The 24,467-nt window shown below is 67.0% G+C and carries 21 protein-coding genes; 15 read left to right on the top strand and 6 right to left on the bottom strand.

Features of this window, described 5'->3' with window-relative positions; translation table 11 throughout:
• Positions 1-50: 50 nt before the first annotated feature.
• The gene (locus AC1DER_RS05860) at positions 51-941 is read left to right on the top strand and encodes an MBL fold metallo-hydrolase (RefSeq protein WP_441815108.1); all 891 of its coding nucleotides are present in this window, start codon (positions 51-53) and stop codon (positions 939-941) included.
• Complete coding sequence (locus AC1DER_RS05855; protein ID WP_477248143.1) at positions 938-1,702, top strand: TMEM43 family protein; 765 nt, start codon at positions 938-940, stop codon at positions 1,700-1,702. The genes AC1DER_RS05860 and AC1DER_RS05855 overlap by 4 nt, the downstream gene beginning before the upstream one ends.
• A 48-nt stretch (positions 1,703-1,750) precedes the next feature.
• On the opposite strand, the gene upp is transcribed toward AC1DER_RS05855, so the two are convergent.
• A complete protein-coding gene (upp, locus tag AC1DER_RS05850) occupies positions 1,751-2,386 on the bottom strand; it encodes a uracil phosphoribosyltransferase (protein WP_441815106.1) in 636 nt (211 codons plus the stop codon).
• Positions 2,387-2,532: 146 nt separating this feature from the next.
• On the opposite strand from upp, the gene AC1DER_RS05845 reads away from it, so the two are divergent.
• Positions 2,533-3,342 carry a class I SAM-dependent methyltransferase gene (locus AC1DER_RS05845; RefSeq protein WP_477248140.1) on the top strand — a complete coding sequence of 270 codons (810 nt, stop codon included), beginning with the start codon at positions 2,533-2,535 and terminating at the stop codon, positions 3,340-3,342.
• A 10-nt stretch (positions 3,343-3,352) separates the two neighbouring features.
• On the opposite strand, the gene AC1DER_RS05840 is transcribed toward AC1DER_RS05845, so the two are convergent.
• Positions 3,353-5,680: a TonB-dependent receptor plug domain-containing protein gene (locus AC1DER_RS05840; protein WP_477248138.1), complete on the bottom strand. Its 2,328-nt coding sequence runs from the start codon at positions 5,678-5,680 to the stop codon at positions 3,353-3,355.
• A 218-nt stretch (positions 5,681-5,898) separates the two neighbouring features.
• Here AC1DER_RS05840 and AC1DER_RS05835 point away from each other — a divergent pair, with 218 nt between their 5' ends.
• On the top strand, positions 5,899-6,993 hold the full coding sequence (locus AC1DER_RS05835; RefSeq protein ID WP_477248147.1) for a phytase: 1,095 nt from the start codon (positions 5,899-5,901) through the stop codon (positions 6,991-6,993).
• Positions 6,994-7,045: 52 nt separating this feature from the next.
• On the opposite strand, the gene AC1DER_RS05830 is transcribed toward AC1DER_RS05835, so the two are convergent.
• Complete coding sequence (locus tag AC1DER_RS05830; protein ID WP_477248137.1) at positions 7,046-8,545, bottom strand: aminotransferase class III-fold pyridoxal phosphate-dependent enzyme; 1,500 nt, start codon at positions 8,543-8,545, stop codon at positions 7,046-7,048.
• Positions 8,546-8,663: 118 nt separating this feature from the next.
• On the opposite strand from AC1DER_RS05830, the gene AC1DER_RS05825 reads away from it, so the two are divergent.
• The 6 genes from AC1DER_RS05825 to secF all read left to right on the top strand — a co-directional run bounded on the left by AC1DER_RS05825 (position 8,664) and on the right by secF (position 14,770).
• Complete coding sequence (locus AC1DER_RS05825; protein ID WP_441815102.1) at positions 8,664-9,095, top strand: Lrp/AsnC family transcriptional regulator; 432 nt, start codon at positions 8,664-8,666, stop codon at positions 9,093-9,095.
• Between the two features lie 61 nt (positions 9,096-9,156).
• Positions 9,157-10,254 carry a tRNA preQ1(34) S-adenosylmethionine ribosyltransferase-isomerase QueA gene (queA, locus tag AC1DER_RS05820; RefSeq protein WP_477248134.1) on the top strand — a complete coding sequence of 366 codons (1,098 nt, stop codon included), beginning with the start codon at positions 9,157-9,159 and terminating at the stop codon, positions 10,252-10,254.
• Positions 10,251-11,375: a tRNA guanosine(34) transglycosylase Tgt gene (gene tgt / locus AC1DER_RS05815; RefSeq protein WP_441815100.1), complete on the top strand. Its 1,125-nt coding sequence runs from the start codon at positions 10,251-10,253 to the stop codon at positions 11,373-11,375. The genes queA and tgt overlap by 4 nt, the downstream gene beginning before the upstream one ends.
• A 151-nt stretch (positions 11,376-11,526) precedes the next feature.
• The gene (gene yajC, locus AC1DER_RS05810; RefSeq protein ID WP_477248132.1) at positions 11,527-11,868 is read left to right on the top strand and encodes a preprotein translocase subunit YajC; all 342 of its coding nucleotides are present in this window, start codon (positions 11,527-11,529) and stop codon (positions 11,866-11,868) included.
• A gap of 58 nt (positions 11,869-11,926) precedes the next feature.
• Complete coding sequence (gene secD, locus AC1DER_RS05805; protein ID WP_477248130.1) at positions 11,927-13,792, top strand: protein translocase subunit SecD; 1,866 nt, start codon at positions 11,927-11,929, stop codon at positions 13,790-13,792.
• Positions 13,793-13,807: 15 nt separating this feature from the next.
• Complete coding sequence (gene secF / locus AC1DER_RS05800) at positions 13,808-14,770, top strand: protein translocase subunit SecF (protein WP_441815097.1); 963 nt, start codon at positions 13,808-13,810, stop codon at positions 14,768-14,770.
• A 746-nt stretch (positions 14,771-15,516) separates the two neighbouring features.
• Here secF and AC1DER_RS05795 read toward each other — a convergent pair.
• Positions 15,517-16,335, bottom strand: a complete 819-nt coding sequence (locus AC1DER_RS05795) for an inositol monophosphatase family protein (RefSeq protein ID WP_441815096.1) — start codon at positions 16,333-16,335, stop codon at positions 15,517-15,519.
• A 97-nt stretch (positions 16,336-16,432) separates the two neighbouring features.
• Between AC1DER_RS05795 and AC1DER_RS05790 the strand changes: the two genes are divergently transcribed.
• From AC1DER_RS05790 to AC1DER_RS05780, 3 genes are all read left to right on the top strand, one after another.
• The gene (locus tag AC1DER_RS05790; RefSeq protein ID WP_477247539.1) at positions 16,433-17,257 is read left to right on the top strand and encodes an RNA methyltransferase; all 825 of its coding nucleotides are present in this window, start codon (positions 16,433-16,435) and stop codon (positions 17,255-17,257) included.
• Positions 17,258-17,358: 101 nt separating this feature from the next.
• Entirely contained in the window at positions 17,359-18,285 is a 927-nt protein-coding gene (locus tag AC1DER_RS05785) for a phosphate/phosphite/phosphonate ABC transporter substrate-binding protein (RefSeq protein WP_477247541.1), read from the top strand.
• Positions 18,282-20,414: a putative bifunctional diguanylate cyclase/phosphodiesterase gene (locus AC1DER_RS05780; RefSeq protein WP_477247537.1), complete on the top strand. Its 2,133-nt coding sequence runs from the start codon at positions 18,282-18,284 to the stop codon at positions 20,412-20,414. The genes AC1DER_RS05785 and AC1DER_RS05780 overlap by 4 nt, the downstream gene beginning before the upstream one ends.
• A gap of 9 nt (positions 20,415-20,423) precedes the next feature.
• Here AC1DER_RS05780 and AC1DER_RS05775 read toward each other — a convergent pair whose 3' ends face one another.
• Positions 20,424-21,059 (bottom strand): exopolysaccharide biosynthesis protein, encoded by a 636-nt coding sequence (locus AC1DER_RS05775; RefSeq protein WP_441815093.1) that lies wholly within the window; start codon positions 21,057-21,059, stop codon positions 20,424-20,426.
• Complete coding sequence (locus AC1DER_RS05770) at positions 21,043-22,386, bottom strand: hemolysin family protein (RefSeq protein WP_477247534.1); 1,344 nt, start codon at positions 22,384-22,386, stop codon at positions 21,043-21,045. Before AC1DER_RS05770 ends, AC1DER_RS05775 begins: the two co-directional genes overlap by 17 nt.
• Before the next feature lie 280 nt (positions 22,387-22,666).
• On the opposite strand from AC1DER_RS05770, the gene AC1DER_RS05765 reads away from it, so the two are divergent.
• Together AC1DER_RS05765 and AC1DER_RS05760 are read left to right on the top strand one after the other, a co-directional pair.
• Complete coding sequence (locus tag AC1DER_RS05765; RefSeq protein WP_441815091.1) at positions 22,667-23,293, top strand: DUF47 domain-containing protein; 627 nt, start codon at positions 22,667-22,669, stop codon at positions 23,291-23,293.
• An 11-nt stretch (positions 23,294-23,304) separates the two neighbouring features.
• Complete coding sequence (locus tag AC1DER_RS05760; protein ID WP_477247532.1) at positions 23,305-24,432, top strand: inorganic phosphate transporter; 1,128 nt, start codon at positions 23,305-23,307, stop codon at positions 24,430-24,432.
• Positions 24,433-24,467: the final 35 nt, after the last annotated feature.

Genomic DNA, 24,467 nt, shown 5'->3' with positions numbered 1-24,467 from the left:
GGTCGGCTGCGCTATCGCGAACCTAACGCGCGTGGAGTTACCCTAGCGCCATGAAACTCTGGTCAATACTTGGCAACAGCCAGAAGCTGGACGGCGGCGCGATGTTCGGCAACGCGCCGCGCGCGATGTGGGCGAAGTGGTCCCCTCCCGATGAACAAAACCGCATCGAGCTGGCCTGCCGTGCCCTGCTCGCCAGCCCGCTGGCCGGCAAGACGGTCTTGTTCGAGACCGGCATAGGCGCGTTCTTCGAGCCGAAAATGCGTGAGCGCTATGGCGTGGTCGAGGACCAGCACGTGCTCGTGCAATCGCTGGCTGCGGCCGGATTCGCGCCGGAGGATATCGACGTGGTGGTGCTCTCGCACCTGCATTTCGACCATGCCGGCGGACTGCTTGCGCCGTGGCAGGAAGGGCAGGCGCCGCAGCTGCTGTTTGCCAATGCCACCTATGTCGTCGGTCGCGGCCACTACGAACGCGCGCTGCATCCGCATCCACGCGATCGCGCCAGTTTCATTCCCGAATTGCCGGGTCTGCTGGAAGCCACCGGCCGCCTAGAGCTGGTCGATGGCGAGTACTCGCGCACGCTGGGCAACGCGGTGCGCTTCCACTACAGCGATGGCCATACGCCGGGGCTGATGCTGGCCGAGATCGTCGGGCCGGACCAGGTCGATGGCGAGCCGCACGGTGGCGTGGTGTTCTGCGCCGACCTCATCCCGGGGCGGCCGTGGGTGCACGTGCCGATCACGATGGGCTACGACCGCAACGCCGAATTGCTGATCGACGAGAAGAAGGCCTTCCTCGCCGACAAGCTGCGCCGCAACGTGCATCTGTTCTTCACCCACGACCCGCAGTGCGCGCTGGCGCAGGTCACCCAGGACGACAAGGGCAAGTTCGGCACGGCCCACGAGGTTGCCGAACTGCAGGCGAGGGCGCTGGGCGCATGACCCGGATCGGAGCGACGGCCTGGCTGTCGCTTGCCTGCGCGCTCGCCATGAGCGCCGCCTGGGCACAGCCGGCAGTGGTCGACGATTCGCTCGATCCGCCGCAACCGGGCAAGCCCTTGCTCGATCGCGATTTCGGTGTCGGCACGCGTCGTTTCGGCCTGGATCGCAAGGTCGAGATGTACCAGTGGCGAGCCAGTCGCGATGGCTACACCAAGGTGTGGAACTCGGCGGCGATCGATTCGTCGGGGTTCGCCCCGGGCCACGCCAATCCGAAGAAGCTTCCTTTGGAAAACCGCCGCTGGTGGTCCGACGACGCGACGCTGGAAGGCAAGCCGCTCGACGCGGCGGTGCTGCAGACGCTGGGACAGTGGCGGGTGTTCCGGCCGAATTTCTCGCGCCTGCCCGCCAACCTGGCGGCGTCGTTCCAGCCCGAAGGCGATGGCCTGGGCAGCGCCGAGAATCCGCTCGACCCGCAGGTCGGCGACATCCGCATCACCTGGCGGGAATTGAACCTGCCGCCATTGGACGACAAGGTCGAGCTGCGCGGCGGACGCTGGTTGCTGTCGCCGGAAGCGGCGGCGCAGGCGCTCAGTGCCGAGCGCGCCTCGACCGTCGTCGAGCTGCCGCCGGGCACGGACCAGCGGCTGTTGCCGTGGCTGCTGGGCGCGGCGGCGATGCTGCTGGGCGCGGCGCTGGTGTGGCGTCGGATGCGGCGCAGGCGAAGCGGCAACGTCCATGGATCCCCGCCTTCGCGGGGATGACGGGCAAGAGCAGATGGATCCCGGCGTTCGCCCGGATAACGGGGGTGGTCAGCCGTTGTGGCGGGTGCCGAAGATCTTGTCGCCGGCGTCGCCCAGTCCCGGCAGGATGTAGCCGACGTCGTTGAGGCGCTCGTCGATCGAGGCGGTGAATACCTCGACATCGGGATGGCGGCTTTCGAGCACGCGAAGGCCCTCCGGCGCGGCCACCAGGAACAGACCCTTGATCCGCTTGCAGCCGGCCGCCTTGAGCATGTCGACCGTGGCAACCAGCGTGCCGCCGGTGGCCAGCATCGGGTCGAGGATCAGCGCGGTGCGCTCGTCCATCCGCCCGGTCAGCTTCTCGTAGTAGCCGACCGGCTCGAGCGTCCTCTCGTCGCGCTGCAGCCCGACCACGCCGACCTTGGCCGCGGGAATCAGCTCGAGCACGCCCGGCAGCATGCCCAGGCCGGCGCGCAGGATCGGCACCAGCGTCACTTTGGCGCCCTTGATGCGACGCGTCTTCACCGGCCCGGCCCAACCCTCGATCGTGACTTCCTCGGTTTCCAGGTCGGCGGTGGCCTCGTAGGTGAGCAGGGTGGCGACCTCGGAGGCGAGTTCGCGGAATTCCTTGGTGCTGATCCCGGCAGCGCGCATCAGGCCGAGCTTGTGCTGCACCAGCGGGTGGCGGACTTCGATGATCTTCATCGCGCAAGCCTAGCGCAGCCGGGTTCGCCGGGCATGTGCGGGCACAGATGGCCATCCATCGGCCGCCGCCGCCACGCCTACACGTTCCCCTTCCAATCGGCGGCCGACTATCGGGGCGTCCGGCACGGATCGCCGAAGGAGCCGAAGTGAGCAATCCAGCTGTCACCTATGAACGCGAAATGGTTCCGGCCCTGTTCCGGCCCTGGGTGGCATCCCTGCTCGACCTTGCCCGGCCCGTGCCAGGTGAGCACCTGCTCGACCTGGCCTGCGGCACGGGCATCGTCGCGCGCATGGCAGCGCCACGGGTCGCACCGGGCGGGCGTGTCGTGGGCGTGGACCTCAATCCCGACATGCTCGGCGTCGCCCAGGTGGAGGGCGCGCTGGAGGAGCTCGACATCGAATGGAAGCAGGGCCGGCTGGAGGTGCTGCCGTTTGCCGAGGCCGAGTTCGACCTGGCGCTGTGCCAGCACGGCCTGCAGTTCGTGCCCGACCGCGCCGCGGCGCTGGGCGAGGCCCGGCGCGTGCTGCGCGATGACGGCCGGCTCGCGCTGGCCGCGTGGCGAGGGCTCGACCATCACCCGTTCTGGTCGCGCTTCAACGACGTGCTGATGGAGCTGATGGGCATCCCGGCGCTGGCCGCGCCATTCGAGCTGGGCGAGGCCTCTGATATCGAAAGCCTGCTGCGCGGCGCCGGTTTCCGCGACATCTCGATCCAGGCGCGGTCGATGCCTGCTGTATTTCACGACCCGGCCAGCTTCGTGGCGATGGAGGTGGACGTCATCGCCGCGGCCAACCCGGCCACCCAGCACCTGGATGACCGGGCCCGGGCCGAGCTGACCCGGGCCGCGGAAGCGCGCATGGCCGACGCGCTCCGCGATCAGACCCGCGATGGCCAGGTCGTGGTGCCGATGCATTCGCACCTGGTGCTGGCACGAATGCAGGCACCACCTGCATGACGTCGGCGCGCTAGAACGAATAGCGTGCGATCAACTGGTAGACCGGTCCCGACGTCTCGCGCTCCAGTTCGTACTCGTCGAAATCGCGATCGATCTGGTCGGCGGCGTTGTCGAACTTGTTGAACGCCTCGTCCTTGGAGGCATCGAGCAGGTTCGAGCCGGTCAGCCGCACCGACATGCGCTCGCCGAAGCGCTTCTCGACGAACACTTCCAGGTCGCCGTCATAGGTGGTGGTGACTTCCTCGCTGACGATGCGCGAGTAGGCATCGCCCTGGCGGCGGTAGCTGGCGCCGAAGGACACGCCCCAGTCGCGGATGTTCTGGATGAAGCCGATGTTGTAGACGTACTTGGCCTGGTTGTTGAAGCGGCGCTCGCCGAACTCGTCGTCGACCGAACTGTCCAGCCACGAGTAGTTCACGAACACGCCGGTGTCGGGCAGGTCGAACACCGTCAGCGGCGTCGACAGGTCGAACTCGATGCCGTAGACGTAACCGTCGCCGACATTCTTCGCCGTGTAGACGAAGCTGTCCGGATCGAACTGCGGATAGCCGGGCGTGTTCTCGTCGGCGCCGGGGTTCTCGTCGAGGAACTCTTCAACCTCGTCCTCGTAGTCGCCCAGTGCGGTCGAGCTCGGATCGCCGGTGTTGACGGTCTCGATCAGGTCCTGGATGTCGCGATAGAACACATTGACACCGAATACGCCGCGCTGGCCGAGGCGACGCTCGTAGCCCAGGTCCAGGCCCCAGGCGCGCTCGGGCTCCAGCAGCGGGTTGCCGGTGAAGTCGTTGTCGCCGAACTCCTCTTCCAGCGTCAGCGGCAGGATCTGGTCGAAGTTGGGGCGGCGGACCGTGCGCGCCAGCGACAGGCTGATGCGGTCGGCGTCGCTGACGTCCCACTTGAGGTGGGCCGAGGGCAGCAGGGTCGAATAATCGTTGCTGGCAGCGCTGTCGTCGGCGCGCACGTCGATGTCGGTGGTCTCGTAACGCAGACCCGCCTCCCAGGCGACCGCGCCGGACGTGCCGGAGAACATCAGGTACGGGTCGATGCGGGTTTCGTCGATGCGGCTGCTCATCGCCTCGAAGTCCACATACGCCGGCAGCGCCGCGCCTTCGATATCGGACTCGACCTCGCTGATCTGCAGGCCCGTGTCGCGCTGCTTGTCGAGGTAGTCGACACCGAACTCCATCCGGGCAAGGTCGAACTGGCGCTTGTGCGCGAACTTGAAGCCGAGCTCGTCGTCGCGGATGTCGCTCAGGGTGCGCGTGCCCTCGCGACCGTCGAACGACGGCGGCGTGTCATCGTCGTCGTAGCCGGTCTCTTCCTCGGTCGAGGCGGTGTCGTCATCGAAGCGGGCGTAGTCGAGGTCGAGCTCGGTGCGGCCGCCGAGCATGTCGAACACGTAGTTGGCGCCAAACGACCAGTTGTCCTGCTTGATGTTCTCGAGCTGGTCATTGACCGACAGCAGGTTGTCGCGGCTGGTGCTGGACGGGTCGTTGTACTCGAGGGAGTGCTCGGTTTCGTCGCGGTCGGTGCGCACGTAGAAGCCGTCCAGCGACAGGCGGCCCGTGCCGATGTCGTGGGTATAGGACACGTTGGCCGAGTAGTCGGTGCCGTCGCGGGTATCGTCCTGGTCCTCGCGGTCGACGAAGTCGCCGCCGGGTTCCTCGAAGCGATCGCTGCGCTTGACCTTGGGGTTGTAGCGGCCCTGGACGTTGAACCCGCCGAGCAGGCGACCGCCGCCGACTTCGCCGCTGCTGACGGCGCCGTAGGTGTTCTTGTACTTGCCGTCGTCGAAGTGCATGACGCCACCGCGCACGTAGCTGCCATCGAACTCGTACGCATCGCGAAGGACGATGTTGAGGGCGCCGGCGACGGCATCGCCGGAGCGGTTGGCGCTGGCGCTGCGGACGATCTCGATGCGTTCGACCAGTTCGGCCGGAATGCGGTCGACGAAGAAGGAACGGTCGTTGCCCGCGCCCGGGACCTTCTTGCCGTTGATCAGGATCTGCGTGTAGCCCGGGTCGAGGCCGCGCAACTGCGCGCCGTCGTACTCGAGCACGTCGGAGACGAAGGCGACGCTGGGAACGCGCTTGAGCATGTCGCCGACAGTGAGCGGCTCGAAGCGCTGGAAGTACTCCAGGTCGTAGGACAGCACCGGCGCGGTGGCATCGGTGCGGTTGCGGTAGGCGATGTCCGCCTGCACCACGACCGCGTCGAGCTGCTTCGGGTCGGGTGCCGGCTCGCCGCCGTCGTCGGCGGCGGCGGTGAAGCTGACAGGCGCCAGTACCACGCAAAACAAAGCCCGCGAGAGACCGCGGGCGAGAAGGTTACGTTCCATTGATCTGCATCCCCATGCCAAGGCGGCGACAAACAAACCGCGATTTGTACGTGTCGGGGATGGCGGAAATATGTCGGAAATTTGTCGGAATGGTCCGTCGCTCCGGCGCTTGCTCCCGCAATGAAGCCGTCACAATGGCCGCGTAGAAAGCCGAGGTTTGCTTTCAGACTTCTGGGGGAACCGTGACTTCACGCCTGGCCACGCTGGCACTCATTTCCATGCTCACTGCCTGCGCCACGACCGCGCCGGACCTTGCCCACGCGCCCGAACCCGACGAGAAATCCGCGCAGACCGATCCGCTGCTGGGCCAGGCCAACGTGCCACACCAGGTGGTGGCCGAAGCCTTCATCACGGCCGCCACGCCGGCCGACAACATCGACTCGCCGGCGAGCTGGCGCTCACCCGATGGCAAGCGCTGGCTGATCGCAACGGGCAAGGCCACCGACAAGCTGGTCGTCTACGACGGCGATACCGGCAAGTCGGCACGCAGCGTCGGCGGCCCCGGCACCGCGCTGGGCCAGATGCGGCGGCCCAACGGTATCGCCGTGATCGACAGTCTCGCCCTGGTGGTGGAGCGCGACAACCATCGCGTGCAGGTGTTCCAGTTGCCTGACCTGAAACCGCTGCTGGTGTTCGGTGGCGATGACCTCAAGCAGCCGTACGGCCTGTGGGTCCGCGCGCAGAAGGACAGCTACGAGGTGATCGTCAGCGACAACTACATGGCACCGCAAAACGAGGATCTGCCGCCGCCGCTGGCGCAGTTGGGCGATCGCTTCAAGCGCTATCAGCTCCGCCGCATTCCGGGCGGCTGGCAGGCACGGTTGATGGGCACGTTCGGTGACACCGGTGAGGCCGGCGCGATCCGCATCGCCGAATCGGTGTTCGGCGACGTGGCCAACGATCGGCTGCTGCTGGCGGAAGAAGATGTCGCCACCGGCACGCGCCTGCGCGAGTACGGACTCGACGGCCGGTACCGCGGCCGTGACATCGGCGCCGACCTGTTCAAGGCACAGGCCGAGGGCATGGCGCTGGCACGCTGCGCCGATGGCAGCGGTTACTGGATCGCGACGGACCAGTTCAAGGATCGCAGCCTGTTCCATGTGTTCGATCGCAACACGCTCGAGCATGTCGGCGCGTTTGCCGGTGGCAAGACGGCCAACACCGATGGCGTGTGGCTGGACCAGAGCGCGAGTGCGCGCTTCCCGCAGGGCGTGTTCTACGCAGTCGATGACGACCAGGCGGTGGCGGCGTTCGACTGGCGGGATATTGCGAAGGCGTTGTCGCTGCGGACTTGCACCGCCCCCTCTGCCTGACCGCGTTCGCGGTCGTCCCTCTCCCGCAGGGGGAGAGGGAGGCACTGCGCGGTTACGCCGCCACGGCCTGCTCGGCCCGCGGCCCTTCCTTCAGCGCCTTCGCCACCATTGCCACGAGCAGATCGATCTCTTCGCTGGTGATGGTGAACGTCGGGGTGAAGCGCAGCGAATTGACGCCGCCGTGGATCACGCCGATGCCATGCTCGCGCAGCCACTCTTCGGTCGAACGCGCGCCATAGCACTTGAACTGCGGCGCCAGTTCGCACGAGAACAGCAGGCCGGTGCCCTGGACCCCGGTGATCATTCCGCCGAGTTCGCCCTTGAGCTTCTCCAGCTTTTCGATCGCCTCCACACCGCGCGCACGGATGTTCTCGCGCAGGGCAGGGGTGACCTGCTCCAGCACGGCGCAGGCGACGTCGAGCGCACGCGGGTTGCTGGTCATCGTGTTGCCGTACAGGCCCTTCTTGTAGAGCTCGGCGGCGCGCTTGCCGACGGCGAGCACCGACAGCGGGTACTGGCCGGCATTGAGCGCCTTGGAGTAGGTCTCCATGTCCGGCGGATCGAGCTGCTCGAAGCCGGGGTAGTCGAAGATCGACAGCACGCCGTGGGCGCGCAGGCCGGCCTGGATCGAATCGACCAGCAGCAGCGAGCCGTGGTTGCGGGTCAGTTCGCGGGCGGCGGCGTAGAACGCCGGCGGCACGCTGCGGCCCGGGTCGCCTTCGCCCATCACCGGCTCGAGGAACATCGCCTCGATGAACCAGCCATTGGCGTCGGCGTCGGCAAAGACCTTCTTCAGTGCCTCGACGTCATACGGCTCGACGGTGAGCAGCGTGTCCTCGCCACGGAAGCTGGCCAGGTGCTGGATGTAGGTCTTGCGCGAGGAGTCCGAATACAGCGCCGGGCGCTCGGTGCGGCCGTGGAAGCTGCCCTTGACCACCAGGCGCTTTATCGCGCGACCGGCATGGCGGCCGCCCGGATCGGTCATCAGCTTGGTGTTGACGTCGGCAATGCGCGAGGCCAGCGATACCGATTCCGAACCGGAGTTCAGGCACAGGAACTTCTCGTACGGGCAACCGCCGCGATCGGCGCCGATCGCCGCGCGCAGGGCGCGATCGAAGCGCAGCTGCGACAGCGACGGCGTCATGATGTTGGCCATCGCCTGCGGCTTGGCCATCGCCGCGATCACCGCCTTGGGCGCGTGTCCGAAGCCGAGCATGCCGTAGCCGCCGGAGTCGTGCAGCACCGCGCCCTTGAGCGTGACCACCCACGGGCCGCGCGCGGCGAGGGCGACATACGGATTGACCGCGTCGTCCGGGTAGAAATTGATGTAGCCGGCCAGCACGGCCTGGATCTGCGCGTCCTCATCGAGGTCGAGCAGTTCGGCGAAGTCGTCCTTCAGGCGCTGGTATTCCTGGCCGGCGGCTTCGATGGCTTCGATCAGCTCGGCATGGCTGGCGGCGAAGCGGGCAACGGTGGCGTCGTCCAGGCCCGGGGTGCGGCGAATGCCCTGGTGGGCGCGCAAAGGGGCGAGGCGGTCGATGACGGCGGCCATGGTGTTCTCCTGGGTCGGTACGCAATCTCCTATTATCTGGATTAATTCGTCGGTAGACAGTGCGGATTTGTACGAAACATTGGACAATCTCGTCGCTTCGACGAAGAATGCGGGCAAGATGAAGATAACTGACGCCGACCAGCAGCTGCTCTCGGTCCTGCGCGAGAACGCACGGGCCTCGACCGCCGACATCGCCCGCCGCCTGAAACTGTCGCGGACCACCGTCCACAGCCGGATAGAACGGCTCGAGCGGCAGGGGGTGATCGATGGCTACACCGTGCGGGTCCACGACGAGGCCGAGCGCGGCCACATCCGCGCCCACATCATGGTCACCGTCCTGCCCAAGCAGATGGCCTCGGTGGTGGCGGTGCTGCACGCGATGCCGGAGGTGCGTGCACTGCACTCGGTCAGCGGCCCGTTCGACCTGATCGCCCTGGGCGTGGTGCCGACGGTGGAGGCGATGGACGAGCTGACCGACCGTATCGGCGCCATCGACGGTGTCGAGCGGACCACCTCGGCGATCATCCTGTCGGCGAAGTTCGAGCGGTAGTGGCCGGGGGTCTTACAATGGCCGGTCCTGCGGCCAGCCCCGCCGCCTGCGTGCCCCCGCCTTGAAGAAATCCGATTTCCACTACGACCTGCCGCCGGAACTGATCGCGCAGGCGCCATTGCCCGAGCGCTCGGCCAGCCGCCTGCTGGTGGTGCCGCCGACGCCGGCCAATCCTGGCGATCCCGGCGACCCCGGCGACCCCGCCGTGCAGCGGGACGGTTTCCAGGACCGCGGTTTCCGCGACCTGCCGGACCTGCTTGCCGCCGGCGACCTGCTGGTGTTCAACGACACCCGCGTCATCCCGGCACGGCTGTATGGCCAGAAGACCAGTGGCGGCCGCGTCGAGATCCTCATCGAACGGCTGCTCGGCGGCCATGAAGTGCGCGCGCAACTGGGCGTGAGCAAGTCGCCGAAAGAGGGCGCGAAGATCCTGCTCGATGCCGGCGGCGAAGCCGAAGTGCTCGGCCGCGACGGCGAGTTCTATCGCCTGCGGTTCGACATACCCGAGTCGCTGGAACAGTGGCTGCTGCACGCCGGGCGCCTGCCGTTGCCGCCCTATATCCAGCGCGAGGCCGGCAGCGACGACGACACCCGCTACCAGACCGTGTTCGCGCGCGAAGTCGGCGCGGTTGCCGCACCGACCGCCGGCCTGCATTTCGACGAGGCGCTGCTGCAGCAGCTGCGCGAGCGCGGCGTGCAGTTCGGCCATGTCACCCTGCATGTCGGCGCGGGCACGTTCCAGCCGGTCCGGGTCGACGATCTGGGCCAGCACGTGATGCACAGCGAGTGGCTCAACGTCGGCGCCGCGCTGATCGAGCAGATCCAGCGCACGCGCGCCGCCGGCGGTCGCGTGTTCGCGGTCGGCACGACGGTGGTGCGCGCGCTCGAAAGCGCAATGCGCACCAATGACGCCGGCGAGCGCGAACTGCAGCCCTACGCCGGCGAGACCCGCTTGTTCATCCTGCCGGGCTACAGGATCCGTTCGGTCGACGCGCTGATCACCAATTTCCACCTGCCCGAGAGCACCCTGCTGATGCTGGTTTCCGCCTTTGCCGGCAAGGCGCGCGTGTTCGCCGCCTACGACCACGCGATCGCCTCGCGCTACCGCTTCTTTTCGTACGGCGACGCAATGCTGCTGTACCCGCAGGTGACTGCATGAGCCGGATGTCGTTCGACCTGCTCGCCAGCGATGGTGCAGCCCGTCGCGGTCGCCTGACCTTCCCGCGTGGCACCGTGGAAACGCCGGCGTTCATGCCGGTGGGTACCTACGGTTCGGTCAAGGGCGTGATGCCCGAGCAGATCCGCGAGCTCGGTGCCGAGATCATCCTGGGCAATACCTTCCATCTGTATCTGCGCCCGGGCCTGGACGTGATCGGCGACCACGGCGGCCTGCACGGCTTCGGCCGCTGGAGCGGGCCGATCCTGACCGACTCCGGCGGCTTCCAGGTGTTCTCGCTGGCGCACAAGCGCAAGATCACCGAGCAGGGCGTGACCTTTGCCGCGCCCACCGACGGCAGCAAGGTCTTCCTCGGCCCCGAGGAGAGCATGCACATCCAGAAGGTGCTCGACTCCGACGTCGTGATGATCTTCGACGAGTGCACGCCATACCCGGCCACGGAAGAAGTGGCGCGCAAGTCGATGGAGCTGAGCCTGCGCTGGGCCGAGCGCTCGAAGAAGGCGCACGAGGGCAATGACGCGGCGCTGTTCGGCATCGTCCAGGGTGGCGTCCATCCGGCCTTGCGCGACCGCTCGGCCGAAGGGCTCAAGGCGATTGGTTTCGACGGCTATGCCATCGGCGGCCTTGCCGTCGGCGAGCCGGAGGCCGAGCGCAACCACATGCTCGAGCACACCTGCCCTCAGCTGCCGGCCGACCGCCCGCGCTACCTGATGGGGGTGGGCCGGCCGGAGGACCTGGTCGAGGGCGTCGCCCGCGGCATCGACATGTTCGATTGCGTCATGCCGACCCGCAACGCCCGCAACGGCCACTACTTCACCAGTTTCGGCACAGTCCGCGTGCGCAACGCCAAGTACGAGCGCGACCTGCGCCCGATCGAGGAAGGCTGCGACTGCTACGCCTGCCGCAACGGCTTCAGCCGCAGCTACCTGCGCCACCTGGACCGCTGCAACGAGATGCTGGCGCCGATGCTGGGTACCCTGCACAACCTGCGCTACTACCAGCGCCTGATGGCGCAGATGCGCGAAGCCATCGCCCAGGGAACCTTTTCGGCCTTCCGGCAGTCTTTCTACGCCGCACGGGCCTTGGAGCCCCTCTCCAGCTAGCCGGGGAGGGGTGGGGGGTGAGGGCAGGGCGCCCAGGCACCCGGAAAACACCCTCATCCGCCCTTCGGGCACCTTCTCCTGCCAGCGGGAGAAGGACCGGTCCCGCCCCATGGCATAATCCCCAGCTATTTTTCGATCCAGGACAATCGTCATGAACCTGCTTGATCTCGTGATCTCCCCCGCCTACGCCCAGGCGGCCGCTTCGGCCGGCGGCAGCGGCTTCGGCATGTCGCTGCTGTTCCCGATCCTGCTGATCGGCGTCATGTACTTCCTGATGATCCGTCCGCAGATGAAGCGCCAGAAGGAGCATCGCGGCATGCTCGAGAAGCTCGCCAAGGGCGACGAGGTCCTCACCAGCGGCGGCATCGCCGGCACCGTGAGCGACATCGGCGAGAACTTCATCACCGTGGAAATTGCCGACAACGTGCGCATCCGCGTGCAGAAGGCCGCCATCGCCAATGTGCTGCCGAAGGGCACCTTGAAGTCGGCGTAAGCCGTCTCCAGAAGAATTTGACATACGGCGGCCGGGGTGGCCGCCGCAGGGGCCCTAGATGCTGACTTACCCGCGCTGGAAATACTTCGTCATCCTGATCGTTCTGCTGCTCAGCGCGCTGTATGCGTTGCCGAACATCTATCCGCAGGATCCCTCCGTGCAGGTCACGGCCAGCCGCGGCGCCAAGGTCGATCCGGCGCTGAGCGCGCGGGTCAGCGCCACGCTCAAGGAAGCCGGGGTCTCGCCGAAAGCGGTCGAGATCGACAACGGCAACCTGCTGGTTCGCCTGACCAACCCCGATCAGCAGATCCGCGCCAATGACGCCCTGCGCGAGAAGCTCGGCAGCAACTACGTGGTTGCCCTGAACCTGGCTTCGACCGTGCCGAACTGGCTCGAGAAGATCGGCGCAAAGCCCATGCTGCTGGGCCTGGACCTCCAGGGCGGCGTGCACTTCCTGATGCAGGTCGACCAGAAGGCCGCGCTCGACAAGCGCATGGACGCCACCGCCGAAGACGCGCGCGTGAGCCTGCGCGACGGCCACATCCGCTACGAAGCGGTCGAACGCCGCGGCGCCAATACCGTCGTCGCCACGCTGGCCAGTGCCGGCGATGCCGACAAGGCCCGCGACCAGATCGCCAAGAGCCAGCCCAACCTGCTACTCGACGTCAAGGGCAACACCCTGACCATGCAGGTTTCCGAGGCCGAGCTGCAGCGCATGGCGGTCGAGGCGATCGAGCAGAACGTGGGCACGCTGCGCAACCGCATCAACGCCCTGGGCGTGTCGGAACCGATCATCCAGCGCCAGGGCAGCGACCGCATCGTGGTGCAGCTGCCGGGTGTGCAGGACACCGCGCAGGCCAAGCGCATCCTCGGCGCCACCGCGACCCTGGAATACCGCGGTGTGGTCGAGGGCAACGCCTTCGACGCCGTCGCCACTGGCAATGTTCCGCCGGAAGCCCGCGTCTATTTCCGCCGTGAGCTCGGCCCGGACGGCAAGCCGATGCCGGTGCTGCTCAACAAGCGCGTGATCGCCTCCGGCGACCAGCTGGTCGGCGCGACCTCGATGATGGACACGCAGACCGGTACTCCGGCCGTGTCGGTTCGCCTGAACGGTGTCGGCGGCCAGCGCATGTTCGACTACACCACCGACCACGTCGGCAAGCCGATGGCGGTGGTCTACATCGAGCGCATCCCCGAGGTGCGCATGGTCGATGGCAAGGAAGTGCGCACGACCAAGGTCAACGAGGAAGTGATCTCGGTGGCCAACATCAACGGCGTGTTCGGCAAGGAGTTCCAGACCACCGGCCTGGACAGCTCCAAGGAAGCGGCCGACCTGGCGCTGCTGCTGCGCTCGGGTTCGCTGGCCGCACCGATGGACTTCATCGAAGAGCGCATCGTCGGCCCGAGCCTGGGCCGGGAGAACATCGAGCGCGGCCTGACCGCGGTGGTGTACTCGTTCTCCTTCGCCCTGATCTTCTTCCTGTTCTATTACCGCGTGTTCGGCATCATCACCTGCCTGGCGCTGCTGCTGAACATGCTGATGCTGATCGCGGTGATGTCGCTGTTCGGCGCCACCCTGACGCTGCCTGGCCTGGCCGGTATCGCGCTGACGGTGGGCATGTCGGTCGACGCCAACGTGCTGATCAACGAGCGCATACGCGAGGAGCTCAGGTTGGGGCTGCCACCACAGACGGCCATTGCCGAGGGCTACGAGCGCGCTTCGGGCACCATCGCCGACGCCAACCTCACCGCCATCCTCGCCGGCGTCGCGCTGTTCGCCTTCGGCACGGGCCCGGTGAAGGGCTTCGCGGTGTCGCTGATCGTCGGTATCGCCACCTCGATGTACACCGCGGTCGGCGTCTCGCGCGCCATTGCCACCCTGATCTACGGCGGTCGCCGCAAGATCAAGTCGATCTGGATCTGACGGGAAGATAAGCAGATGAAACCGTTCAACGTCTTCCCCTACGACAGCAACATCAACTTCATCCGCCTGCGCTGGCTGTCGCTGGGCATCGCCCTGGCGATGTTGCTGGTCGCTGTTGGCGCGATGGCCGTCAAGGGCTTCAACTTCGCCCTGGACTTCACCGGCGGCGCCGTCACCGAGATGCGCTTCGAGAAGCCGGTCGATGTCGACGAGGTGCGCGAGCGCCTCGATCGCGCCGGCTACGGTGGCGCGCAGGTGCAGAACTTCGGCAGCGGCAACGACCTGCTGATCCGCATGCAGTCCAAGCAGGCGGCTGAGGGCGCCGAGAAGAAGGACAACACCACGGCCAGCGATGTCCAGGCCGCCCTGGCGTTCGAGGGCAACCCGGGCAAGGTGCTGCGCAGCGAGGTGGTCGGTCCGCAGGTCGGCAAGGACCTGGCGATCAACGGCCTGTGGGCGCTGATCTTCGTGGTCGCCGGCTTCCTGATCTACATTTCGTTCCGCTTCGAGAAGAAGTTCGCGATCGCGGCCGTGCTGACGACGCTGCACGACGTGGTGGTGGTGACCGGCTGGTTCGCCATCAGCGGCCACGAGTTCGACCTGACGGTGCTGGCCGGCGTGTTGTCGGTGATGGGCTTCTCGATCAACGACACGATCGTGGTATTCGACCGTGTCCGCGAGAACTTCCGTTCGATGCGCGCTTCGCCGGAGGAGATCCTCAACAAGTCGATCAACCAGACGCTGTCGCGTACGGTGATCACGTCGTTCGTGGCGTTCCTGACGGTGGTCGCGCTGTACATCTATGGTGGCGGTTCGCTGCAGGGCATGGCCGAGTCGCAGATGATCGGCATCATCATCGGTACGCTGTCCTCGATCTTCGTGGCTTGCCCGCTGCTGACCATCGGCTTCCTGAAGGTCACCAAGCAGGACCTGATGCCGAAGGCCAAGGACGAGGCGGCGCTGGCACGCAGGCCGTAAGGGCTGTTTGCCGGTTCGATGGGAAAGGCCGCGCACTGCGCGGCCTTTTTTCTTTGCGCGGGCGTTGGGGGAGGAGGTGGGGTGTATTCCGCGAACCTCCGCTTCGCTCCGTGATTGTTCGCGGAACACACCCCACCCCCTCCTTCCAGAAGCTTCTTCCGCTTCATTGACTTCGCGTGTTGCGGGTCTTGGGTTCTCCGCGTGACTTGGCTGCAAAGATGGGACTCGAGCTGGCTGGATACGGGGCGGGGTCCGTGCCCTCGGCTCATTCGCGCGTCCGCTCGGTGAGCTCGGTCCCGGACGCCCGCGAAGGGATCAGGTGGTTTCAAACCCCAGGTTCCATCGAGGCCCTCGCCGTATCGGTGCAAGTCAGTCACGCACGTCCACCGATTGCTTCAACCGCATCGCGATCACGATGCTTTGAAACCACGAGATTCTCCAGCGGGCGTCCGGGACCGAGCTCACCGAGCAGCCGTGCGAATGAGCGAGGGCACGGACCCCGCCCCGTATCTTGGCAACCCCAGTCCCGCCCGTGCAGGCGCGACATGCGACCCACGCTGCGCACCACCACGAGAGGTCAATGAAACGGTTGCAGCTTCGGGAAGGAGGGGGTGGGGTGTGTTCCGCGAACAATCACGGAGCGAAGCGGAGGTTCGCGGAATACACCCCACCTCCTCCCCCACGACCACGCGCGCACGAAAAAGCCGCGCAATGCGCGGCTTTCCAGGCCCGCAAACGCAGAGATATCAATCGAACGCCGACGCGTACCCCGTGTTGACGATCTTGCTCTGCAGCGCGTCGCAGATCTTCAGGTTGCCGGCGACCAACTGACGCGGCATCTGCCCGCGCGTGTCCATCGGGCCCGTGCTGCGGCCGCGGAAGTCGACGACCTTGCCGCCTGCCTCGCGCACCAGCAGCGCGCCAGCGGCGATGTCCCACGGCTTCACGCCCGCTTCGAAATAAGCGTCGGCGCGGCCACAGGCGACATAGGCCAGGTCGAGCGCGGCCGAACCGGTGCGGCGGATGTCCTCGGCCTCGGTCAACAGCGTGTCGATGCACTTGAGGTGCGCACTGGTGCGCGCGCGCTCGCGCGGCGGGAAACCGGTGATCAGCATCGCGCCATTGAGATCCTTGCGGTCGGCGACGCGGATCTTGCGATCGTTGAGCGTGGCGCCGCTGCCACGGCTGGTGGTGAACAGCTCGTTGCGCAGCGGATCGAAGATCACGCCGTGGACCGGCTCGCCGTTCTCGACCAGGGCAATCGACACGCAGAAATGCGGGATGCCGTGCAGATAGTTGCTGGTGCCGTCGAGCGGGTCGATCACCCACGTGAAGCGGTTGTTGCCGATCGGACCGCTTTCCTCGCCCAGGATGGCGTAGTCGGGGGTCGCGCGGCGGAATTCCTTGATGATCTCTTTCTCGGCCAGGCCATCGACTTCGCTGGCATAGTCCATCCGGTCCTTTTCGACCACGTTCAGGGCATCGAGCTTGTTCATGTGCCGCAGCAGCACGTTGCCGGCGGCGCGGGCGGCCTTGACCATGAGGGTGACGGCGGGTTTCTGCATGGCAAGCGGCCTCTGGAGGGGGAGGTGGGGGACGGACTGGCGGCGGCAAAGAGCGGACCGGCTCGAAGCCGGGGCGCGGAGTTTACCATTGCAGGCCATGACTTCCGAATCGAAAACCGTGCCCGACCCCGTGCCCGCGCCCGCATCCCTCGTCCCTGGCCCGGCCGACCGCCTGCGCGTCGTCCTGGTCGGCACCCAGCACCCCGGCAACATCGGATCGGCGGCGCGGGCCATGAAGACCATGGGCCTGTCGCGGCTGGTGCTGGTCGCGCCGGAAAAGGCGCCCAGCGTCGAGTCCTATGCCCTGGCCGCCGGTGCCGACGATGTCCTCGCCGGTGCGGTCACCTGCGCCACCCTGGCCGAGGCCGTGGCCGATTGCCGCCTGGTCCTGGGCTGCACCGCGCGCAGCCGCCGTGTTGCGCTGGAGGAACTGCTGCCGCGCGATGCCGCCGCCCGCGCGGTCGGAGAGGCCGCAGCCGGTGCCGAAGTGGCGCTGGTCTTCGGCCGCGAGCGCACCGGACTGACCAACGACGAACTGCAGCTGTGTCACGCGTCCGTCCACATCCCGGCCAACCCGGACTACAGCTCGCTCAACCTGGCCGCGGCAGTGCAGGTGCTCAGCTACGAGTTGCGCCTGGCGATACTGGCCGAAGCCGGCAGCGCGGCCGGCGTCGACAGCGAGTCTGGCCCCGACAAGCGCGACCCGCCGGCGTCCCACGCCGAGATGGAAGGGTTCTTTTCCCAGCTGGCCGACACCCTCGACGCGATCGACTTCCACAAGGGCCGGGCCCCGGACTCGGCCATGCGCAAGCTGCGCCGGCTTTACCTGCGGGCCGGACTGGATTCGCGCGAGGTCCGGATCCTGCGCGGGATCCTGGCCGACGCCCAGCGCATGGCCAGTCTGGCCAGGCCCGGGGAGTAGGCAAAGCGATGATCTGCGGGGCGGCCGCGGGTTTGCAGTATCGGCCCAACGGGTTTTCGTATTAGGCTGGCCGTGGCACTTAGACGGATCTTCCGTACTTGATCGCTAGCCTGCGCAGCATCGTCCTGCTATCCGTAATCGCGCTGGCCTCGGCGGCAGCGCCGTTTCCGATCAAGGCCGGCAACGACTCCGGCGTGCTCGTGCTCGGGCGCATCAGCGACGACCCCAAGACCCACTACGAGCAACTCAAGCCGTTGCTCGACTACGTTGTCCCGCGCATGGCCGACGTCGGCATCCGCGAGGGCCGGATCCTGATGGCCAAGGATTCGCAGCAGATGGCCAGCTATCTGCGCCGCGGCCGGGTCGACTGGGTTACCGAAACCACCGGCACGGCGATGCTGCTGCGCCAGCGTGCCGCGGCCAAGCCGTTGCTGCTGACCGAGCGCGACGGCACCAGCCACTACCACAGCCTCTTCTTCGCCCGCCGCGACAGCGGCCTGCACTCGCTGGGCGACCTGCGCGGCCATAGCGTCGCGTTCCAGCGGCCGTCCTCGACCAGCGCCTACTTCGTCCCCGCCATCGAGCTGCTCGATCGCGGCCTGTCGCTGGAAATCCTGCTGTCGCCCGACGACCGTATCGAAAGCGGTGCGGTCGGTTACATGTTCGCCTGGTCCGAGCTCAACATCTCGACCTGGGTGCACAAGGGCCTGGCCGATGTCGGCGTGATGAGCAACCTCGACTGGGCCAACCCGAGACGGATGCCGCCGGCGTTCCGCAGCGACCTGGTCGTGATCGGCGAGACCGAGGAATACCCGCGCGCGCTCGAGATGGTGCGCGGCGACCTCGACCCGCGTGTCGAGGCGCGCCTGCGCGAAGTGCTGATGGATGCCGCCGGCGATCCGGAGGCCGGCGACGCACTGCTGCGGTTCTTCCACACCACCCGGTTCATGCCGATCGACCCGGAGTCCGAGCGCGCGCTGGACCACATCGCCAATGGCGTTGCCCGCGTCCGGGCGGAGGTCGAATGAAGCTGCGCCTGGGCCTGCAGGCCAAGTTCATGCTGCTGATGGGCGTGGCGCTGCTGGTCGTGCTGGCGCTGCTGGCGCTGCTGTTCAATCGCCAGGAGCGCATGCGCAACGAGGTCGAGGGCGTCAGCCGCCAGGCGATGCGCACGATGGTCGGGGAAAGCCTGCGCCGGCAAGGCGAGGGCGCGGTCGCGCAGCTGGCGGCGACGCTGACCAACCCGATGTACTACTCCGACCTCGATGCCATCGGCGTGCTCAGCCGCGCATCGCTGCGCAACCCGGACGTGCGTTACGTGATCGTCTACGACGACGCCGGCCAGGTGCTGCACGACGGCAGCGAGGCGATCGTCCACTACGGCAAGCGCATGGACGACGCCCTGGCCAACAAGGTCATCGCCTCGAAGGCGCTGATGACGCAGTTCGACGAAAAGGTCATGGATGTGTCGGCGCCGATCATGATCGGCCAGCAGCGCATCGGCGGCGTCCGCATCGGCTATGACCTGGTGGCGATGCGACGTTTCCAGGACCAGGCCGTGGGCGAACTGCGCGGCCGGCTCGACACCCTCAGCCAGCGCTACGTGATCTGGATCGGACTGCTCGGCGTGGGCATGCTGGCCTTTGGCGCGCTGTCGCTGTGGCTGATCCAGCGCCTGCTCGTGCGCCCGATCCGCGAACTGGCCGAGTCGGCGCGCGCGATCGAGGCCGGTCGCTTCGACACCGCCACGCCCATCGACAACCGCGACGACGAAGTGGGCGACCTCATGCTCGCCTTCGACCGCATGAGCCGCAGCCTGGCGCGGCACGACCGCGAAATCCGGCGCATGGCCTACACCGACGCGCTGACCGGGCTGGCCAATCGCCTGGCGTTCCGCGAGTCGCTGGACCAGCGCCTGTTGCAGCTGCATGGGGCGGGCAGCCAGCTGGCCCTGCTGTTCGCCGACATCGACGATTTCAAGCGCGTCAACGACACCCTCGGCCACGATGCCGGCGACGACGTGCTGCTGCAGTGCGCACGCCGGATCGAACACACCGTGCAACGCATCGGCGGCGATGACGCGATGCTGGCGCGCTTCGGCGGCGACGAGTTCGTGATTCTGGTCCAGGGCGGCGACGATCCGACAGCCGATGTGCGCACGATCGCAACGCGCCTGGCCGAGACGCTGGTGGTCGAACTGGGCGAACCGATCCTGGTGCAGGACCGCCAGGTGTTCCTCGGTACCTCGATCGGCATCACCCTGTTCCCCGAAGACGCCTCCAGTGCGACATCGCTGATGAAGAACGGCGACATCGCGATGTACCAGGCCAAGGTCGCCGGCAAGAACTGCTTCCGTTTCTACAGCCGCGCGATGGACCAGGCGGTGGAGCGCCGCGTGCACCTGGAGCACGAACTGCGCGGGGCCTGGGACCGCGGCGAACTGAGCCTGGCCTATCAGCCCGTGTTCCGCCTGGTCGACGGCGCGATGATCGGCGCCGAGGCGCTGCTGCGCTGGAAACATCCGGAGCTGGGCATGGTCGCGCCGTCGGTGTTCATCGACGTGGCCGAGCAGAGCGGTCTGATCGAAGTGCTCGGGCCGCAGGTGCTGCACAAGGCCTGCGCCGATGCGATGCGCTGGCAGGAGTCGCGCAGCGGCGAAGAACCGTTGTTCCTCGCCGTGAACGTGTCACCGCGCCAGTTGCGCAATGGCGACCTGCCCGACGTCGTGGCGGCCTCGCTGCGCGAGACCGGCCTGCCGGCCGACCTGCTGCACCTGGAGCTGACCGAAACCGCCGTGATCGGCGACGAGCGCCACGCCAGCAACCTGCTGTCGCAGCTGCGCGGCATGGGCGTGAAGGTCTGGCTGGACGACTTCGGCACCGGCTTCTCCGGGCTGAGCCATCTGCGCCGGGTGCCAGTGGATGGCGTCAAGATCGACCGCAGTTTCGTCGCCGACGTGCTGCGTGACCCCGACGACCTGGCGCTGACCACGGCCATCATCGCGATGGCGCACTCACTGGGCATCCTGGTGGTGGCCGAGGGCGTGGAGAAGGAAGGGCAGTACGCGATCCTGCGCGAGCGCGGCTGTGACTTCGCCCAGGGGTACTGGCTGGGGCACCCGGTGACGGCCGAGGAGTTCATGGCGGTGGCCTGCTGAGGCCAGCGGTCACATCACCATGTCGATCCAGCGCGCCGCCGCGGCCGCGAGGCTGCCCGACAGCACGCCGAACACGCCGATCGCAACCACGCCCGCAGCCCAGGCGATGCCCATCAGATAACCGTCGCGTTCCAGCAGCGCCAGCGCGAACACCACCAGCAACGCGCCAAACAGGAAGTTGGTGAACGGGATCGGCAGCGACAGCAGCACGCCCAGCAGGATCAGCAGCAGGCCGGTGAAGAAATCGGCCAAACGGTGATCGAGCAGGATGGTCGCGCGCGGACGCACCAGCTTTTCCAGGCGTGTCAGCCACGGTGCGAGCAGGTCGCGGAAGCGGACCATCGCGTGCCGGTGCGGCCCGAGGCGGGCGAGAAAGCCCGGCAACCACGGCTCGCGCATGCCGAACAGTTGCTGCACGCCGATCAGGATCACCAGCGGCCCGCTGATCGCGCCGCCCAGTCCCGGGATCGGAATGAACGCCGGGATGGTCGAGACGAACAGCAGCATGCCGAAGGAACGGTCGCCCAGCCCGTGCAGCACGTCGCTCATGCGCAACTGCTCGTTCGGGTCGCCTTCCGCGAAGCCGTCGAGCAGTGCGCGCGTGCCGGCTTCGTGGGGCTGCTCGTGGCTAGCCCGCTGTGTCATCCGGCGTGGGTTCCTGTTCGATGCGTTGCAGCAGCAGCTTGTCGATGCGCGGGCCGTCCAGGTCGACCACTTCGATGCGCCACTGGCTCCAGTCGAAATGCTCGCCGACGTAGGGGATGCGGCCGAAGTGCGCGATCACCATGCCGGCGGCGGTATGGAAGTCGTGCTCGTCCTCGTCCGGCAGGCGGCCGCCACCGATCAGTTCGCGCAGGTCCTCGATCGGCAGTGAGCCGTCGAGCAGGTAGGAGCCGTCGGCGCGTTCCACCACCGGTGAGCTGTCGTCCTCGTCTTCGCCGGTATGGCTCATGCCGGAATGGATCCGGCCCACCACCGCGTCCATCAGGTCGGCCACGGTGACCATGCCGCTGATGTCGCCGTACTCGTCGACCACCAGCGCCAGCGACTGTTGTTCCTCGCGGAAGATCTCCAGCAGTTTCATCGCATGCGTGGACTCGGACACGAACAGCGCTGCGCGCAGATCCTTGAACAGGTCCGGCGCGCGCTCGTCGAGGCGATCGAGCAGCGATTTCACTTCTAGGATGCCAAGCACGTCGCTGTCGTTGCCGCGATAGACCGGGTAGCGCGAGAACGGCGTCTCGCGCATCGCCGCCAGGTTCTCGGCGAAGTCGGCCGCGGCATCGAGCCAGGCGATGCGCGTGCGCGGCGTCATCAGGCTCTCGGCGGTGCGGTCGCCGAGGCTGAGCACGCGGTTCATCATCTTGCGCTCGTCGGCATCGATCACGCCCTGCTCGTGGCTCTCGCTCACCAGCAGGCGGATTTCCTCTTCGCTGATGGCGCTGCGGGCGTCGTCCTTGATGCCGAGCATGCGCAGCACCAGGCGGTTGATCGCGCCGAGCGTGGCCACCACCGGCCGCGCCGCGCGCGACAGGCCGTACAGCGGCAAGGCCATGACGCTGGCGATGCGCTCGGGGTTGGTCAGTGCCAGGCGCTTTGGGATCAGCTCGCCGAAGATCACAGAGGCGGAGGTGATCAGCGTGACGGCGGTGCCAAGGCCGATCGCGCCGGAGTACCGTGCCGCTTCCGGCCACAGGTCGCGGAGCCAGGCGGCAATCGCCAGGCCAATGGACTCGCCACCGAATGTGCCGGTGAGGATGGCAATCGTGGTGATGCCCACCTGTACGGTCGACAGCAGGTTGTCCGGGTGCTCGGCCAGAGCCAGGGCCATCCGGGCGCCGCGGCTGGGGTGGGCGGGATCCTCGGCCATCTGCTTCAGGCGCAGCTTGCGCGAGGTCATCAGCGCCATCTCCGACATCGCGAAGAAGGCGTTGAGGATGATCAGGAAGATGACGGTCAGCAGTTGCAGCATGCGGTCCCTGCCTCAGGAGGGCGGGCCGGAGTGCACGCGCCGTGATGGGGAAAGGGGGAGCAGGCGTGCGCGGAGGGCTGTTTTGGGTCGTCGTCCATGGGGCCGGGGGCAGGGGAAAGGGGCGGAGCAGGGGGCTGCAAGCTGGAGGGATGGTAGCAGGGCGGGCGAATTCAACCCCTTGGGTCGCCGCGGGGCGCGCGCTCCTGACTCCGAACCGTCATAATTCCGCCCGCAGAACCCCCACCGAGCCGCCAGTCCGGCACCTAGAGGCACCTCCAGCATGTTCTCCCTGCAAACGATCTTCGGCCAAGGCAACCAGTTCTATACCCTGCTGGAAGAGGCCGCAGTCGCCGCCCACGACAGCACCACGGCGTTGCACACGATGCTCAAGTCGGCCGACCGTCAGCCGGCGCTGGACGCCTTCAAGCTGGCCCGCCAGCGCGAGCGCAACGCCTCAGACAAGATCAGCCAGGAGCTGGTCAACAGCTTCATCACCCCGATCGAGCGCGAGGACATCGAAGCGCTGGGCTCGGCGCTGTACAAGATTCCCAAGCAGGTCGAGAAGTTCGCCGACCGCTATTCGCTGGCAACGCGCCACCTGGAGCACATCGACTTCGCGCCGCGCGGCGCGATGCTGATGCAGGCATCGGGTGTCGTCGTGCAGATGGTCCACCAGCTGCGCCACCTCAAACTCGAACCGATGAAGGCGCTCAATGACCAGCTGCGCTCGATCGAGAACGAGGCCGACCGCCTGATGCTGGAGCTGTACCGCGACATCTATTCCGGTCGCCTGGACAGCCTGCAGATGTTCCTGCTCAAGGAGTTCTTCGAGATCCTCGAGAAAGCCATCGACCGCTGCCGCGAGGCTGGCGTGGTGTGCTACGAAATCGTGCTCAAGAACTCCTGAGGGCCGGGCCGATGTTGACCCTGGTTCTGGTCGTGGTGATCGTGGCGCTTGCCTTCGAGTACATCAACGGCTTCCACGACACTGCCAATTCGATCGCAACCGTGGTCGCCACCAAGGTGCTGTCGCCGATGCAGGCGGTGGCGATGGCGGCGATCACCAACCTGCTCGGTGCGCTGTGGGGCACCGCGGTGGCCAAGACGATTGCGTCGGGCCTGCTCGACAACGGCGTGGTCCAGGTCAGCTCGCAGCTGATCCTGTGCGCGCTGCTGGGCGCCATCGTGTGGAACCTGATCACCTGGTGGAAGGGTTTGCCGTCCTCGTCCTCGCACGCCCTCATCGGTGGCCTGTGCGGCGCCGCCGTGGCGGCGGCCAGCAACAACTTCCATTCGATCATCTGGTCGCAGCCGGCCGACCCCTGGTACAAGAGCGCCGGCGTGCTGTGGAAGGTGATCGTGCCGATGTTCAGCTCTCCGCTGCTCGGCTTCGCCTCCGGCTTCCTGGTGATGGGCCTGCTGTTCGCGATCATCTCGTTCATGGCGCGCAGCGGCGGCGTCCTCGCGCGCATGGCACGGCCGCGCTGGGTCAATGCGTTCTTCGGCAAGGCGCAGCTGGTCAGCGCCGCCGGCATGGGCTTTGCCCACGGCATGAATGACGCGCAGAAGACGATGGGCATCATCGCCCTGGCGCTGGTCGGCGCGCAGTCGGCGGGCACGCTCGACAACCTGCCGTCGTGGCTGGCGTTCCTGCACCCCTCGCGCGAGGCGCTGGAACACAACGACATCGACACCTGGATCAAGTTCAGCTGCGCGATTGTCATGGCGGCCGGTACCGCGGCCGGCGGCTGGCGCATCATCAAGACGCTCGGCCACAAGCTGGTGAAGCTGCATCCGATCAACGGCTTCGCGGCCGAGACCAGCGCCGCGGCGGTGATCCTGGCGGCATCGTCGCTGGGCATCCCGGTATCGACCACGCACAACATCTCGTCGGCGATCATGGGCGTGGGCACGGCCAAGCGCTTCAACGCGATCAAGTGGACCGTGGTGGAGAAGATGATCTGGGCGTGGATCCTGACGATCCCGGCCGCAGGTGGCATTGCCTACCTGTTCTTCGAACTGTTCCGGGTGATGGGCTGGACCTAGGTCGCCCTCACCCCAGCCCTCTCCCGCACGCGGGA

It is taken from the genome of Lysobacter sp. 05T417, assembly GCF_056396405.1.
This window is presented reverse-complemented; position numbering and strand designations above follow the sequence as displayed.

What these genes read in the sequence shown, in the direction of transcription:
- AC1DER_RS05860 (WP_441815108.1), top strand. Translation starts at nt 51, where the DNA reads ATGAAACTCTGGTCAATACTTGGCAACAGCCAGAAGCTGGACGGCGGC.
- AC1DER_RS05855 (WP_477248143.1), top strand. Translation starts at nt 938, where the DNA reads ATGACCCGGATCGGAGCGACGGCCTGGCTGTCGCTTGCCTGCGCGCTC.
- upp (WP_441815106.1), bottom strand. Translation starts at nt 2,386, where the DNA reads ATGAAGATCATCGAAGTCCGCCACCCGCTGGTGCAGCACAAGCTCGGC.
- AC1DER_RS05840 (WP_477248138.1), bottom strand. Translation starts at nt 5,680, where the DNA reads ATGGAACGTAACCTTCTCGCCCGCGGTCTCTCGCGGGCTTTGTTTTGC.
- AC1DER_RS05835 (WP_477248147.1), top strand. Translation starts at nt 5,899, where the DNA reads ATGCTCACTGCCTGCGCCACGACCGCGCCGGACCTTGCCCACGCGCCC.
- AC1DER_RS05830 (WP_477248137.1), bottom strand. Translation starts at nt 8,545, where the DNA reads ATGGCCGCCGTCATCGACCGCCTCGCCCCTTTGCGCGCCCACCAGGGC.
- AC1DER_RS05825 (WP_441815102.1), top strand. Translation starts at nt 8,664, where the DNA reads ATGAAGATAACTGACGCCGACCAGCAGCTGCTCTCGGTCCTGCGCGAG.
- tgt (WP_441815100.1), top strand. Translation starts at nt 10,251, where the DNA reads ATGAGCCGGATGTCGTTCGACCTGCTCGCCAGCGATGGTGCAGCCCGT.
- yajC (WP_477248132.1), top strand. Translation starts at nt 11,527, where the DNA reads ATGAACCTGCTTGATCTCGTGATCTCCCCCGCCTACGCCCAGGCGGCC.
- secD (WP_477248130.1), top strand. Translation starts at nt 11,927, where the DNA reads ATGCTGACTTACCCGCGCTGGAAATACTTCGTCATCCTGATCGTTCTG.
- secF (WP_441815097.1), top strand. Translation starts at nt 13,808, where the DNA reads ATGAAACCGTTCAACGTCTTCCCCTACGACAGCAACATCAACTTCATC.
- AC1DER_RS05795 (WP_441815096.1), bottom strand. Translation starts at nt 16,335, where the DNA reads ATGCAGAAACCCGCCGTCACCCTCATGGTCAAGGCCGCCCGCGCCGCC.
- AC1DER_RS05790 (WP_477247539.1), top strand. Translation starts at nt 16,433, where the DNA reads ATGACTTCCGAATCGAAAACCGTGCCCGACCCCGTGCCCGCGCCCGCA.
- AC1DER_RS05780 (WP_477247537.1), top strand. Translation starts at nt 18,282, where the DNA reads ATGAAGCTGCGCCTGGGCCTGCAGGCCAAGTTCATGCTGCTGATGGGC.
- AC1DER_RS05775 (WP_441815093.1), bottom strand. Translation starts at nt 21,059, where the DNA reads ATGACACAGCGGGCTAGCCACGAGCAGCCCCACGAAGCCGGCACGCGC.
- AC1DER_RS05770 (WP_477247534.1), bottom strand. Translation starts at nt 22,386, where the DNA reads ATGCTGCAACTGCTGACCGTCATCTTCCTGATCATCCTCAACGCCTTC.
- AC1DER_RS05765 (WP_441815091.1), top strand. Translation starts at nt 22,667, where the DNA reads ATGTTCTCCCTGCAAACGATCTTCGGCCAAGGCAACCAGTTCTATACC.
- AC1DER_RS05760 (WP_477247532.1), top strand. Translation starts at nt 23,305, where the DNA reads ATGTTGACCCTGGTTCTGGTCGTGGTGATCGTGGCGCTTGCCTTCGAG.